Raw genomic sequence first — 13491 nt, 5'->3', positions numbered from 1 at the left:
ATTTTACACTTTATTTTTTTGAAACACATGAAAATCCCGGGTTGCCTCTAGATATTGTTCGGAGTATTTTCTGGGACTTTCTTCGATGATGAAATTTTCTTCGGAAAAAGTAGTTTCCTGAAATGAGAATTCCAGAATACATCTTCTGGCAACGCCGTCTTTTATTCCAAAAATATTGATTTTTCTTTTTAAATGTAAAGAAAAATCGAAGGCCGTTTTGCAGAATTCCGCTTCGGAATCTGAAGGAATAATCACACCAAATACACCGTTTTCCGAAAGCAGTTTGGAGGATTGTGAAATCAAAGTATTAAAATCCAGTCCGGTGTGTTGCCTTGCCAGTTTGTCTTTGGACGAAAGATTTTCCAAGAAATAAGGAGGATTGGAAACAATTGCATCGAATTTTTCTGAACTGAAAGTTTTAATATCCTGATGTTTCGCCTGCAGTCTTTCCCGAAATTCGGATTGTTCAAAGTTTTTTAGAGCGAGATTTGCCGCATCTTCATTCAAATCGATACCTGTGATTTTTGCTTTCGGATTTCTTTGTGCCAGCATTAATGAAATAATTCCCGTTCCTGTTCCTATTTCCAGAATGTTTTCAGATTCCGAAACATCGCACAATGCGCCCAACAGCACGCCATCGGTTCCCACACGAAATACTGTGGAAGACTGCTGAACCAAAAATTTTTGAAAAACAAAGGGTTTCATTATAAATTAGCGGGAAGGCTGATGGTAAATTTTGATCCTTTTCCAATTTCAGATTTTACGGTTATTGTCCCACCATAATCTTCCACCATTTTACGCACCATCGTCAGTCCGAGGCCCATTCCTGAATTTTTGGAAGTGAAATTGGGCTCAAAGATCCGTTCCTGCATTTCGGACGGAATTCCTATTCCGTTATCTTCCACGGAAATCATTATTTTCTTTTGAATAAGTTCAATGTCAATATTAATGATAGGGTCCTTTGTGTCTTCCAAAGCTTGTTTGGCGTTAGTTACCAAGTTGGTAATAATACGATTGAGGTAAATTTTGTCCATGTGGATCATGATATTCTCTTTGTTGGCATGAACAAAAATTCTGTCGTTATTGAAAATCCTGAGGATGGAATGCACTTGTTTATTCAGATTGAACGTTTCGTTAACTTTTTCCGGCAACTGTGCAAATTGTGAAAAGGCACTCGAAACTTTGGCTACTAGATCAATTTGTTCTATCATTGTGCTGGACAATTGCTTTACTTTTTCCCGGATGTCGGGATCTTCCGGATCAAATTTTCTTTCAAAATTTTGAATATTTAGTTTCATCGGTGTTAATGGATTTTTCACTTCGTGAGCTACCTGTTTAGCCATTTCTCGCCAGGCTTTTTCTTTTTCACTGAAGGCCAGCCTTTCTTTTTGATCCTGAATTTGAAGAATCATCTTGTTGTATGCCATTACCAATGCGCCCAATTCGTCGTTATGATAATACTTTATCGGCTGCATTTCTTTTTCGAATAGCGTAATTTTGGTAATAAGATCAGAGAAATTCGTGATGGCTTTGGTAAGATTATTCGAGATGATCCAACTGAGCCAAATGCTGAAAATGACAATAAGTAAGTTCACCAAAACCATGTATTTCAGATATTTATTGAGAACATCCAGATACACATCTTCATTATGATAATAGGGAAGGTAGACAATTCCGATAGGTTCCAAGAAGTTGTTTTTTAAGATGGCGTAGGACGAAGTTTTATTGGCTTTTACTTTCTGATCAAATTCTTTTACGTCCACTCTTCGGTCTTGGGTGACGACTTGGGTAAGGATATTTTGTGGAACTTTCTTTTGGGAAACCAGATTATCGAGTTTATTGGAAATAAGAAAATCGCCGTTCAAGTCATAAATAACGATATCGTGTTTGTTGATATCTGCGATTTCCATGATTTTATTTTTCAAAACCCCGGGAATATCTTCAGTAGTAATCGGAGTCTGGCTTACAGCGTAATCCAGAGCGGCCATCAGCGCATTGGTTTCTTCCTGCAAATCGCTGCGGCTCTGTTCTTCGGCATTATTTTTCAGGAGATAAAAAGACAACACGGAAGAGCCTGCCATACTGAGGATGCAGACCAATAAAAATCCCCAGAATACGCGGTTTCGGAGACTGTATCCTCGATATCTACTCAGCGGCATTTTTTGCTAATAATTTTGCAATATATTTTCCAATAATATCAAATTCTATATTCACTCGATCTCCGATTTTTAAGTTTCTAAGATTGGTATGCTCCCAGGTGTAGGGAATAATGGCAACTGAAAACCGGTTTTCATCACTTTCAGCAACGGTGAGGCTTATTCCGTTTACTGTAACAGATCCTTGAGGAACGGTTACAAAATCGCCTTCAGCACTGTAGCTGACCGTGATGAGGTAACTTCCTTCCTTGTTCCGGATTGCAATTATCTCGCCAGTTTTATCAACATGTCCCTGTACAATATGCCCGTCCAATCGGCCACCCACTTTCGTGCAGCGTTCAAGATTCACTTCGGTTCCAGGTTCCCAGCTAAATAAATTTGTTTTGGCCAAAGTTTCGTCAATTGCCGTAACCGTGTATTCAGTACCGGAAATATTCACCACAGTAAGGCAGCATCCGTCGTGTGCCAAGCTCTGGTCTATTTTCAGTTCATCGGTGAAAGGACAGCTGAGTGTGAAGTGAATATTGGAGCCTTGTATTTCTTTTTTTTCAACAATTCCTGTTGCTTCTATAATTCCTGTAAACATAGTTTCTAAGTTCAGATTGGAGAGAATCCAAATAAAAATAAAAGTTTCCCTTTTAATTTATAAATTTGTCATTCTCTAATAATCTTCAAAGATAATAATATGAGTTCAAAAAACTATAAGATAAAAGTAGGATTTTCCATAGGCGATTACAATGGGATAGGCCCCGAAATTATCATGAAATCTCTGAAAGATAAAAGCATTACCGATTTTTTTACACCCATTATTTTTGGATCAGGAAAACTTTTCACTTACCAAAAAAACATTTTTAAAATTCAGCAGAATTTCCATTATGTTGAAGAGACCGCTCAGGCTCAGAACGGAAAAATAAACATGGTGAATCTGTGGAAAGACAATGTAAAAGTAGATTTGGGCACACCTACTGAAGAATCGACAAAAATGGCGATTGATTCGCTGGAAGCAGCTTCACAAGCTTTAAAAAATGGTGACATCGATGTTCTGGTAACAGCACCCATTAACAAAGATGAAATGCTGAAACACGGATTTAAACATGCAGGACACACCGGTTATCTGGAAGAAAAATTTGAAAAAAAGGGACTGATGTTTTTAGTTACCGACGAACTGAAAGTTGCGGTTTCCACCCATCATATTCCCGTATGGCAAATCCCCGAAAATATTTCAAAGGAGAAATTAAAAAAACAAATTAAACTTTTGAATCAATGTCTTATTGAGGATTTTTGTATTCAGAAACCGAAAATTGCTGTGTTAGGCCTTAATCCGCATGCGGGTGATGGCGGCCAGATTGGGAACGAAGAAATAGAAATCATACAACCCGTCATTCGTGAAATTTTCGAAAATGGAATTATGGCATTCGGGCCTTTTCCTGCTGACAGTTTTTTTCAGCCGGAAAAATATAAAAATTATGATGCCGTTTTGGCCATGTATCACGATCAGGGCTTGGCTCCTTTTAAAACATTAGCGTATGCGGACGGTGTCAATTTCACCGCGGGACTGCCTGTAGTACGGACTTCGCCGGATCACGGTGTAGCTTATGATATTGCCGGGCAAAATGTTGCTGATGAACGCAGCATTACCGAAGCCATTTTCACGGGAATTAAAATTTTTAAAAACCGCCAAGAGTATAATGAACTGATGCAGGACAGGCTGCGGCCAAAAAAAGCTTATGCCGACAGCGGAGTTGATGAAGATCTGCCGGACGATTCAGAAGGGTAGAAGTTTTTGCGTAAATTCTCTTCATTAAAAAGCCTCAGGAAAATTTATTTGCTAATTCAAAAAAAATGCATATTTTTGCACACTCATTTTATGGACAAGCTTAGAAATTATGATGTAGCTTTTTCCGGTCTGAAAGACGGAAAACATCAGTTCCGATTTGAGATAGATAATGCGTTCTTTCAACTTTTTGAAACAGAGCAGGAATTTACCAATCCGAGAATAGAGGCCAAGGTTTTGATGGAAAAGCATTCTACTTTTCTGGAATTTTGGATTAATACGAGCGGTACGGTAGAATTGCTTTGTGACATCAGTACTGAATCTTTCGATGCTGCAATAGCATCCGAAGTGAATGTTTTGGTAAAATTCGGTGAGGAATATGATGACAGCAATGAAGAAGTTATTATAATTCCGGCAAACGATTATGTGTTCAATGTGGCACAGCTGATTTATGAGAATATCGTACTCTCTGTTCCGATGAAGAAAATTTCTCCGAATCTGGACGAAAAAGATTTGGAAATACTGAAGAAATATCAACCTAAAGTTGAAGAAGAACAGCAAAAAGAGAGCGATCCGCGTTGGGACGCTTTAAGAAAATTAAAAGACAATAATTAAATAAATAGTTTAATATGATGAGATGATGAGTCTCATCGCTCATCAAAAAAAATTATTACAATGGCACATCCAAAGAGAAGACAATCGTCTACAAGAAGAGATAAGAGAAGAACTCACTACAAAGCTGAGGTTCCTCAATTGGCAAAAGACGCCGCCAGCGGTGAGTTGCACCTTTACCACAGAGCACACTGGCACGAAGGAAAACTCTACTACAGAGGAAAAATAGTAATGGAAAAAGAAATTGAAACTACTGAAGAGAACTAGGAGAATATCTTAGAAAAGCTCGATTTAATATAAAAACCACTCGATTTTCAGTAATTTCGGGTGGTTTTTTGTTGTTTTTTACGTTTTTTTGGTATCTTTGATGCCTTATTAAAAAATCAAATTATGGACATCAGAGAAATACAAAATCTTATTAAATTCGTTTCCAAATCTGAAGTTTCAGAAGTGAAATATAAGACCAAAGATTTTGAAATCACCATTAAAACACCATTGGGAGGAAACGAAAATGTAAGTTATATTGCACAGCCCCAAATGTACCCAGCTGCAACTCCGGCTCCGGCTCCTGCGGCAGCACCAGCACCATCTGCTGAACAGCCTGCAAAAGAAAAAGCAGACGACGACAGCAAATATCTTACGATTAAATCCCCTATGATCGGAACTTTTTACAGAAAACCCGCTCCGGATAAAGATGTTTTCGTGAACGTAGGAGATGAAGTGTCTAACGGAAAAGTGGTCTGTGTTATCGAAGCGATGAAGCTTTTCAACCAAATTGAATCTGAAGTTTCAGGAAAAATCGTGAAGATTTTGGTAGATGATGCTACTCCTGTAGAGTACGATCAGCCTTTATTTTTAGTTGATCCTTCTTAATTGATAATATTTAGTAATGAGTACTAAACCTCATTTTTCAAATTTTCAAATTTTCTCTTTTTCAAATTAATTAAGATGTTCAAAAAAATACTGATCGCCAACCGTGGCGAAATTGCAATGCGTATCCTGCGCACCTGCAAAGAAATGGGAATAAAGACGGTTGCAGTATATTCCACTGCGGATAAGGACAGCCTCCATGTCCGGTTTGCAGATGAAGCCGTTTGCATTGGCCCGGCCATGAGCAAAGATTCCTATCTGAAAATTCCTAATATTATTTCAGCAGCAGAAATTACCAATGCCGATGCAATACATCCCGGCTACGGATTTCTTTCAGAAAATTCCAATTTTTCCAGAATTTGTCAGAAGAATGGTATTAAATTTATCGGTGCCACCCCAGAGCAAATCGACAGAATGGGCGATAAAGCAAATGCTAAAGCTACGATGAAAGAAGCGGGTGTTCCCTGCGTACCCGGATCTGAAGGTTTGATCGGTTCTTACGAAGATGCCGCAAAGATAGCTGAAGAAATCGGTTATCCTGTAATGATCAAAGCAACAGCTGGCGGTGGAGGAAAAGGAATGCGCCGGGTATGGAATGCGTCGGAACTTAAAGAACATTGGGAATCTGCGATTCAGGAAGCTGTAGCCGCATTCGGAAATGGCGGAATGTACATGGAAAAGCTGATTGAAGAGCCAAGGCATATTGAAATTCAGATCGCCGGAGATCAGTATGGAAAAGCATGTCACCTTTCGGAAAGAGACTGTTCTGTACAAAGACGAAATCAAAAACTTACCGAAGAAACGCCATCCCCGTTTATGACGGATGAACTTCGTAAAAAAATGGGAGATGCTGCCGTGAAGGCTGCTGAATATATTGGCTATGAAGGGGTTGGAACGATAGAATTTTTAGTGGATAAACACAGAAACTTCTATTTTATGGAAATGAACACCAGAATTCAGGTGGAACATCCGATTACTGAACAGGTAATTGATTACGACCTGATTCGTGAGCAAATTATGCTTGCAGCCGGAACGCCGATTTCAGGGATAAATCATTACCCGAAACTTCATTCTATAGAATGCCGGATTAATGCTGAAGATCCATTCAATGATTTCAGACCAAGTCCCGGAAAGATTACTAGTTTGAATATTCCAGGCGGACATGGAATTCGTGTTGATACTCACGTTTATTCAGGATATACCATCCCGTCCAATTATGATTCCATGATTGCAAAGCTGATTACCACGGCACAAACGCGAGATGAAGCGATTGCAAAAATGAGACGCGCCTTGGAGGAATTCTATATTGAAGGCGTGAAAACCACCATTCCTTTCCACAGACAATTGATGGAAAACGAAGATTATCTGGCAGGAAATTACACGACAAAATTCATGGAGGATTTTGTGATGGATAAGAGTTTCGAGAATTAATCATCAATATTCCAAGAATAAAAAGATCCGTTTCAGTTTAAAATGAGACGGATTTTTTGTTAATAATGACAAACCAGATCTCAGAATGAGAATATTAATAATGATACTCAGGTCTTCATTTATACACTTGAAAATAAATCATTAATTTTGCTTCTTTAAATTTAAAAAGAAACATGCAAACTCCTACCAATATTTCATCAACTTTCATAGAACTCGAAGAAAAATATGGCGCCCACAATTATCATCCGCTTCCGGTAGTGCTGGATCGTGGCGAAGGTGTTTATGTCTGGGATGTAGAAGGAAAAAAATATTACGATTTTCTTTCAGCATATTCTGCTGTTAATCAGGGTCATTCGCATCCAAAGATTGTCAATGCACTTGTGGATCAGGCACAAAAACTTGCGCTAACATCCAGAGCTTTTTACAGTTCAAAATTGGGGGAATACGAGAAAAAAATTACGGAACTTTTCGGTTTTGATAAAGTGTTGCCTATGAATTCCGGTGCGGAAGCCGTAGAAACTGCTTTGAAAATTGCCAGAAAATGGAGCTATGAAGTGAAAGGAATTACGGAAAATGCTGCTAAAATTATTGTTTGCGAAAATAATTTTCATGGCCGAACTACTACCATTATTTCCTTTTCAAACGACCCTGACGCCAATGAGAATTACGGTCCGTACACGCCGGGATTTGTAAAAATTCCTTATAATGATTTAGAATCGCTCCGAACTGTTTTGGAAAATGATTCAGAAAATGTTGCTGCTTTTTTGGTGGAACCTATTCAAGGAGAAGCCGGTGTTTATGTTCCGGATGAAGGTTATCTGAAAAGCGCATCTGAACTTTGTAAAAAACACAATGTTCTGTTTATTGCCGATGAAGTTCAAACCGGAATTGCAAGAACAGGGAAATTAATTGCCTGCCATCATGAAAATGTACAGCCGGATATTTTGATTTTAGGAAAAGCACTTTCCGGAGGAATGTATCCTGTTTCTGCCGTATTGGCGGACGATCACATTATGAATGTAATCCAGCCCGGACAACACGGTTCCACTTTTGGAGGAAATCCGTTAGCCTGTGCAGTAGCAATGGCAGCTCTGGATGTAGTTGAAGAGGAAAATCTTTCCGAAAAAGCAGAAAGTCTGGGCAAAATTTTCCGTTCTGAAATGGAAAAATTAATTGAGAAAACAGATCTTATCACCAGAGTGCGTGGGAAAGGACTTTTGAACGCCATCCTCATCAATGACACACCCGAAAGTTCTACGGCTTGGAATCTCTGCCTGACACTTCGGGACAACGGACTTCTGGCCAAGCCAACACACGGCAACATCATTCGCTTGGCTCCGCCATTGGTCATCACCGAAGAACAACTATTGGATTGCGTTCAGATTATTGAGAAGACGGTTTTGGAATATAAGAAGTAATGGTAGATGTTGTCATTCCTATTTATAAAGATGTGCCTGGAAGTGACGATTTAATTTCATTGAATCGGGCTACTGAAATATTAAGAAATTACAAGATTACATTTATTCATCCTAAATCATTAGACATTATTCCATATCAACAGTTCTCATTCAATTCTCTGGCGTTTGATGATTATTTTTTTGATGGAATCTATGGTTATAATCAATTGATGCTGAACTTGGATTTTTATCGGTCTTTTAATGAAAAATACATTTTAATCTACCAAACTGACTGTTTTGTTTTTGAGGATCATCTGATGGATTGGTGTAGAAAAAACTTTGATTACATTGGTGCCCCTTGGATCCGCTCTTTCGAAGACATACCTTTTTTAAAAGGATTATGGGATAAAGGGCTATACAAATTAAAATCGTTGGTAAATTATAACGGCAATGGAAAATGGCAAAAAGACAAAACTCTTTTGTATAATGAAGTCGGAAACGGCGGACTATCTCTACGGAAACGAGAAAAATTCATAGAAATTCTCAAGCAGTTGGATGAAGTGGTGAAAGTTTATCTGAAGCCTGAAAATAGAGGTGAATTTTATGCTGAAGATGTTTTCTTTAGCATAGAACCTAAAAGAAATAACATTGAATTTTATAAACCGGATTATAAGCAAGCCTGCCTTTTTGCTATTGAAAACAAGCAGAAAAAAGCAATTGATTTTAATAATGGGATTTTACCTTTCGGGTGCCACAGGTGGGATAAAGAACGTCATTTCTGGAGACCATATTTTGAAAAAAAAGGATATATTTTATAAAATGGAACTTTATAAGAACAAGACTATCATATTAGCAGTTCCCGACCACTTTGGGCTTCCCGTCTGTTTTCGTAAAAATCTGGAATTATTAGGTTTTACCGTGTATTCTGTTCCTCATGATGCCTCAAAAAAAATAAGAATTTCCCATATAAATTCTTTTATACATTTTTTGAAAAAAATATTTTTAAAAGATAAAAGCTATAAAACTGAGAAGCTGACTGTGCTAAAAGAAAAGCCACAGCTGGAAATTCTAAGCAACATACGCCAATCTGATTTTGCATTAGTCATAAGACCGGATTTATTTTCTGAATCAGTTCTGAAAGAAATTAAGAATAAATCAAAATTTTCAGTTGCCTATCAGTGGGATGGAATGAAACGTTTTCCCTTGGCTGAAACAAGGGTGCAGTTTTTTGACCGTTTTTTTGTTTTTGATAAGAATGACGAAGAAAAATATCAGGGTGTGGAATTTACTACCAATTTCTATTTTGATTATCTTCCTGAGTTTTCAATAATAAAACAGGATGTTTTCTTTGTGGGAACATTTATGAAAGACCGGATTGAAGATATTGCTTTTATCGCATCAGAATTACAACATCTAGGACTAAATATCAATATCAATATTGTTTATAACAATGAAAAGAAAATAGAGAAATACCGAAAGTATCCAATCAATTTTATAAAAAAAGGATTGACGTTTGAAGAGAGTATGATTGAATGTAAATCCTCAGAGATTGTGTTGGATGTAGAAAATAAGATTCACGCTGGGCTGTCTTTTAGGGCATTTGAAGCTGTTGGATATAAAAGAAAACTGATTACAAATAACAAGCTGGTAAAAGAATTCGACTTTTACAATGAAAGAAACATATATATTATCAATGAAAGCTCAATGTCTTTGGAACAGTTTTTAGAAGAACCTTATTGTGAGATTAATAGCACGGCGAGTAACTATAGCTTCACTGCTTGGATTACTAAAACTCTTACCTAATGAAAAAGAAAATTTTGTTCATTGCTCCTGATTATTTTGGATTTAATGAAGTCATCTTTGAAGGCTTAAAGAAATACAGTAATTATGAGGTAAAACATGTGGTAAGTGCATACACTAAAAGATATAAATATCGTCATTTTGGAGAGAAATTGCAGAACTTTTTTATGAAACTGTTTCTTAATCGTAATTTGAAGGATGAAAAGCAACAGATGGACTTCTTTAGGGTTTTGGAGAAAAAAGATCGTTATGAGCAAATTATAATTAACCGCCCTGATGTCATATCTATAGAAAATCTTCAGAAATTGAAGAATAAAACAAGTATCATGAAAGCTATCTTTTGGGACAGCATTAATAAAATTAAAGGTCAAGAAGAAACCATTCAATATTTTGATCAATGCTTCAGTTTTGATTCCTTAGATTGTATAAAATACGGATTTAGTAAAAATCATAACTTTTATTTTTGTGATAGATCTGCAGATACCGAACCTTTATATGATGTGTTGTTTTGGGGTACAGAAGATGGCAGGATATATAATCTGATAAAAATACTTGACTTTCTGAATGCTAATTCGCTTCATGCTCATTCTATACTTTATCGGCATCTTGCTAAAAATATTGAAACTCATGGGAAGTCCCAACATATAACATCGACGTACGAACTCATTCCTTTTTCTGAATCCTATAAGGTAAGTTCTAGAACAAAAATAATTTTGGATATTGCGCATCAAAATCAAACTGGTTTATCATTCAGACCTTTTGAAGCTATGGGTTTAAGAAAGAAACTCATCACAACAAATGAGATGATTAAAAATTATGATTTCTACGATCCTCAGAATATTCTCGTAATTGATCCTGACAACCCGCATTTAGATTCAGATTTTCTAAATACGCCTTATCGTGAATTACCTGAGCATATTTTATACAAGTATAGCCTTGAGAGCTGGATTAAAAATATTATTAAAAATAACAATGGGTAAAAAGATATATTTTCTTTCTCCATCTAATGCAGAGCCTACAGGTGGAATAAAACAGATTTATCGTCAGGTTACCATCCTGCGGCGGGTGGGATTTGAATCCTATCTTTTAATTAAAAAAAAAGATAAATCAAAAAACAAGTGGTATCATGCGGAAAATGTAGTTTATAATTACCACATTTTTAAGAGAATTTTAGGAAGTATTTCAAAAAATAATATTACTTTTTATAATCGGATAAAATCTTTTGTAGCTTCGCGTAATGACGAAATTATTGGGAGAGATTCAATAGTAGTTCTTCCTGAAATTTATGGAAGCAATATGCATAAAGCTTTGCCTGAGAATCCATATGTTATTTTCAATCAAAATTGTTATTATACTTTTCAACATTATAGTGCCAATTTTCCCGAAGAAAACCCATATACAAATTCACGATGCTTAGGGGTAATCGTTGCTTCTGATGATGCTCATTCTTATTTATCTTATACCTTTCCAGATTTGAAAATTTTCCAGATAACTTTGGGAATAGATGATAATTTTTTTTTCCCGGGTCAATTCAAAAAAAAGAAAATTGCTTATATGCCTAGAAAGTTAGAGGAAGATTCTGTACAGGTTATTAACATTTTGAAAGCTAGGAAAAATTTAAAAAGCTGGGAGTTTTTCCCAATTGATAATCTTTCTGAAAGAGAAGTGGCATCCCATATGAAGGAGTCAGTTTTTTTTCTGAGTTTTAATCATCGTGAAGGTTTTGGTTTGCCTCCAGTCGAAGCCATGGCTTGTGGGTGTTTTGTTATTGGATATGCTGGACAAGCTGGAAAAGAGTATTTTCATGAGGAATTTTCTGCAGTGATACCAGATGGCGACATTATTACATTTGTAAAAACAATAGAAGCGTATGCCTTGCAATTTGAAGAAAATGAAGCCGAAATATTACAAAAAGGAAAAAAAGCTTCTAATTTTGTATTAGAAAAATATTCAATGCTTAACGAAGAACTTTCTACGAAAAAAGCTTGGCAATCCATCATTACTCAACTGGACTAAATCTTTTTGCAGCGCAAAACTAAAGACTATATCATTGACGGTCATACTCATCCTCCAGACGCACAATATCATCTTCCCCGAAATAACTTCCGGTTTGTACTTCAATGAATATTAAAGGCTTATCAGTAAGATTCATAATCCTGTGCTTTGCACCCAAGGGAATCGAAATGCTATGTCCGTAGGAAAGTGAAATTTCTTTATCATCCAGAATAACGATGGCATTTCCTTCTACAATAGTCCATTGTTCCTGTCTTTGATGATGATATTGGTATGATAACTTTTGGCCTGGATATACTTCGACTCTTTTTACTTTATAATTCTTTTCATCTGCCAGAACATAATATTTCCCCCACGGTCGTTCTCCTATTTCTAACATAACACGATTTTTCAGTTAACGAATGTACTCAAAATATTTTTTCAAAACCAATATAGAAACTAAATTTTCAACACTTTTATTTTCAAATTGAGCTCTGTGTTTTTTTGCATTGGCAATGATGTCATCAGCGTCTTTCGGATGATCTATGTAATACTGTAATTTGTCTTCGAGATCTTCATAATTCTCCTTAATTCCGATAAAATGTTCATCGGGTCGCAGCGTCCCTTCCATATACCAAGTCTCCATTTTCAAAGGAGGCGAAACAGCGATGGAATTGGAAGACATGATCCATTTCAGATTAGTAGCAACATCATTTCCCTCCAGGCTTAGGATAAACTTGTGGCGCAAATGCTCAGAAACCGAAATTTTTGGTTTAATCCATTTTGGATTTCCTCCTTTCTTATTTACCTGTCCCAAGTCACACATCGGATTTTCAAAATATTTCTCAAAAAACGCTATCCTGTGTTGTTGATAGACCGCTGCTCTGCCTATCATTAAGTCTTTTTTATTTGTAAAATGGAACTCGTCTTTTACAGAAACAAAATGCCTTCCTTTATCCAGATTCAACAGAATATTATTTTCATTATTTCCATGAATGGGCCGGCTTTTCGTAATCATCGGAGAATCCAAAATGGTATTTACATCTCCAAAAGCATAATCTATCGGAAGATGAGGAGAGAAATGCCGCGCAAATTCATAAGTGTCGAAATAATAAGCTTTCGGAGTTTTTGGCTTAGTGAGGTCTTTCACAAGCGTTCCATGATGTGGAACTTCAGTGGGTTTGTGAATTTTATTATAATAATTTACCCTTCTTTCTACAATTTCTTTTTCTTCCTTTGACAATGTTTTGTAAAGCTCACTTATTTTTTTATCAGCAGTTTTTGAAGGAAGCAATGCTCTCGTAAAGCCCTGAATGTAAAGGAGTAATTTATTGTTTCTGTAAACTTTCGCCATTTTGCTAAAATTGTTCAAAAATACATCAAACTATTTAATTGTCCATACTACGATTTTGAATACCATTCACGGGAAAGAAATACATTTACTTTAAGTAAATTTGCA

Annotated in this window: 15 protein-coding genes; 10 read left to right on the top strand and 5 right to left on the bottom strand. The window is 36.4% G+C overall.

Annotated features, from left to right (window positions below):
* Window positions 1–3 precede the first annotated feature (3 nt).
* The 3 genes from DQ356_RS01735 to DQ356_RS01725 are packed head-to-tail and all read right to left on the bottom strand — an operon-like array spanning window position 4 to window position 2742.
* On the bottom strand, window positions 4–705 hold the full coding sequence (locus tag DQ356_RS01735; protein WP_114302725.1) for a tRNA1(Val) (adenine(37)-N6)-methyltransferase: 702 nt from the start codon (window positions 703–705) through the stop codon (window positions 4–6).
* Window positions 705–2159: a sensor histidine kinase gene (locus tag DQ356_RS01730; protein WP_114302724.1), complete on the bottom strand. Its 1455-nt coding sequence runs from the start codon at window positions 2157–2159 to the stop codon at window positions 705–707. The genes DQ356_RS01735 and DQ356_RS01730 overlap by 1 nt, the downstream gene beginning before the upstream one ends.
* Window positions 2146–2742: a riboflavin synthase gene (locus tag DQ356_RS01725; protein ID WP_114302723.1), complete on the bottom strand. Its 597-nt coding sequence runs from the start codon at window positions 2740–2742 to the stop codon at window positions 2146–2148. Before DQ356_RS01725 ends, DQ356_RS01730 begins: the two co-directional genes overlap by 14 nt.
* Before the next feature lie 99 nt (window positions 2743–2841).
* Between DQ356_RS01725 and pdxA the strand changes: the two genes are divergently transcribed.
* The 10 genes from pdxA to DQ356_RS01675 all read left to right on the top strand — a co-directional run bounded on the left by pdxA (window position 2842) and on the right by DQ356_RS01675 (window position 12056).
* A complete protein-coding gene (gene pdxA, locus DQ356_RS01720; protein ID WP_114302722.1) occupies window positions 2842–3933 on the top strand; it encodes a 4-hydroxythreonine-4-phosphate dehydrogenase PdxA in 1092 nt (363 codons plus the stop codon).
* A 90-nt stretch (window positions 3934–4023) separates the two neighbouring features.
* The gene (locus DQ356_RS01715; RefSeq protein WP_166413035.1) at window positions 4024–4545 is read left to right on the top strand and encodes a YceD family protein; all 522 of its coding nucleotides are present in this window, start codon (window positions 4024–4026) and stop codon (window positions 4543–4545) included.
* Between the two features lie 60 nt (window positions 4546–4605).
* On the top strand, window positions 4606–4809 hold the full coding sequence (gene rpmF, locus DQ356_RS01710; protein WP_114302720.1) for a 50S ribosomal protein L32: 204 nt from the start codon (window positions 4606–4608) through the stop codon (window positions 4807–4809).
* Between the two features lie 123 nt (window positions 4810–4932).
* The gene (gene accB / locus DQ356_RS01705) at window positions 4933–5415 is read left to right on the top strand and encodes an acetyl-CoA carboxylase biotin carboxyl carrier protein (protein WP_114302719.1); all 483 of its coding nucleotides are present in this window, start codon (window positions 4933–4935) and stop codon (window positions 5413–5415) included.
* A 75-nt stretch (window positions 5416–5490) separates the two neighbouring features.
* The gene (gene accC / locus DQ356_RS01700) at window positions 5491–6843 is read left to right on the top strand and encodes an acetyl-CoA carboxylase biotin carboxylase subunit (RefSeq protein WP_114302718.1); all 1353 of its coding nucleotides are present in this window, start codon (window positions 5491–5493) and stop codon (window positions 6841–6843) included.
* Window positions 6844–7016: 173 nt separating this feature from the next.
* Window positions 7017–8261, top strand: a complete 1245-nt coding sequence (gene rocD, locus DQ356_RS01695; protein ID WP_114302717.1) for an ornithine--oxo-acid transaminase — start codon at window positions 7017–7019, stop codon at window positions 8259–8261.
* Window positions 8261–9058: a DUF5672 family protein gene (locus DQ356_RS01690; protein ID WP_114302716.1), complete on the top strand. Its 798-nt coding sequence runs from the start codon at window positions 8261–8263 to the stop codon at window positions 9056–9058. Before rocD ends, DQ356_RS01690 begins: the two co-directional genes overlap by 1 nt.
* Window position 9059: 1 nt before the next feature.
* A complete protein-coding gene (locus DQ356_RS01685) occupies window positions 9060–10043 on the top strand; it encodes a hypothetical protein (RefSeq protein WP_114302715.1) in 984 nt (327 codons plus the stop codon).
* The gene (locus DQ356_RS01680) at window positions 10043–11020 is read left to right on the top strand and encodes a hypothetical protein (RefSeq protein WP_114302714.1); all 978 of its coding nucleotides are present in this window, start codon (window positions 10043–10045) and stop codon (window positions 11018–11020) included. Before DQ356_RS01685 ends, DQ356_RS01680 begins: the two co-directional genes overlap by 1 nt.
* The gene (locus DQ356_RS01675) at window positions 11013–12056 is read left to right on the top strand and encodes a glycosyltransferase (protein ID WP_114302713.1); all 1044 of its coding nucleotides are present in this window, start codon (window positions 11013–11015) and stop codon (window positions 12054–12056) included. The genes DQ356_RS01680 and DQ356_RS01675 overlap by 8 nt, the downstream gene beginning before the upstream one ends.
* 31 nt (window positions 12057–12087) lie before the next feature.
* Here the strand turns inward: DQ356_RS01675 and DQ356_RS01670 are convergent, their stop codons facing one another.
* Window positions 12088–12432 (bottom strand): phosphomannose isomerase type II C-terminal cupin domain, encoded by a 345-nt coding sequence (locus tag DQ356_RS01670; RefSeq protein ID WP_114302712.1) that lies wholly within the window; start codon window positions 12430–12432, stop codon window positions 12088–12090.
* A 15-nt stretch (window positions 12433–12447) separates the two neighbouring features.
* The gene (locus tag DQ356_RS01665) at window positions 12448–13386 is read right to left on the bottom strand and encodes a glycosyl transferase family 90 (protein ID WP_114302711.1); all 939 of its coding nucleotides are present in this window, start codon (window positions 13384–13386) and stop codon (window positions 12448–12450) included.
* Between the last annotated feature and the right edge of the window lie 105 nt (window positions 13387–13491).

This window comes from Chryseobacterium lacus (genome assembly GCF_003336205.1).
GTDB classification, from domain to species: domain Bacteria; phylum Bacteroidota; class Bacteroidia; order Flavobacteriales; family Weeksellaceae; genus Chryseobacterium_A; species Chryseobacterium_A lacus.
The sequence above is the reverse complement of the archived record's forward strand: the minus strand, read 5'-3'. Positions and strand labels throughout refer to the sequence as shown.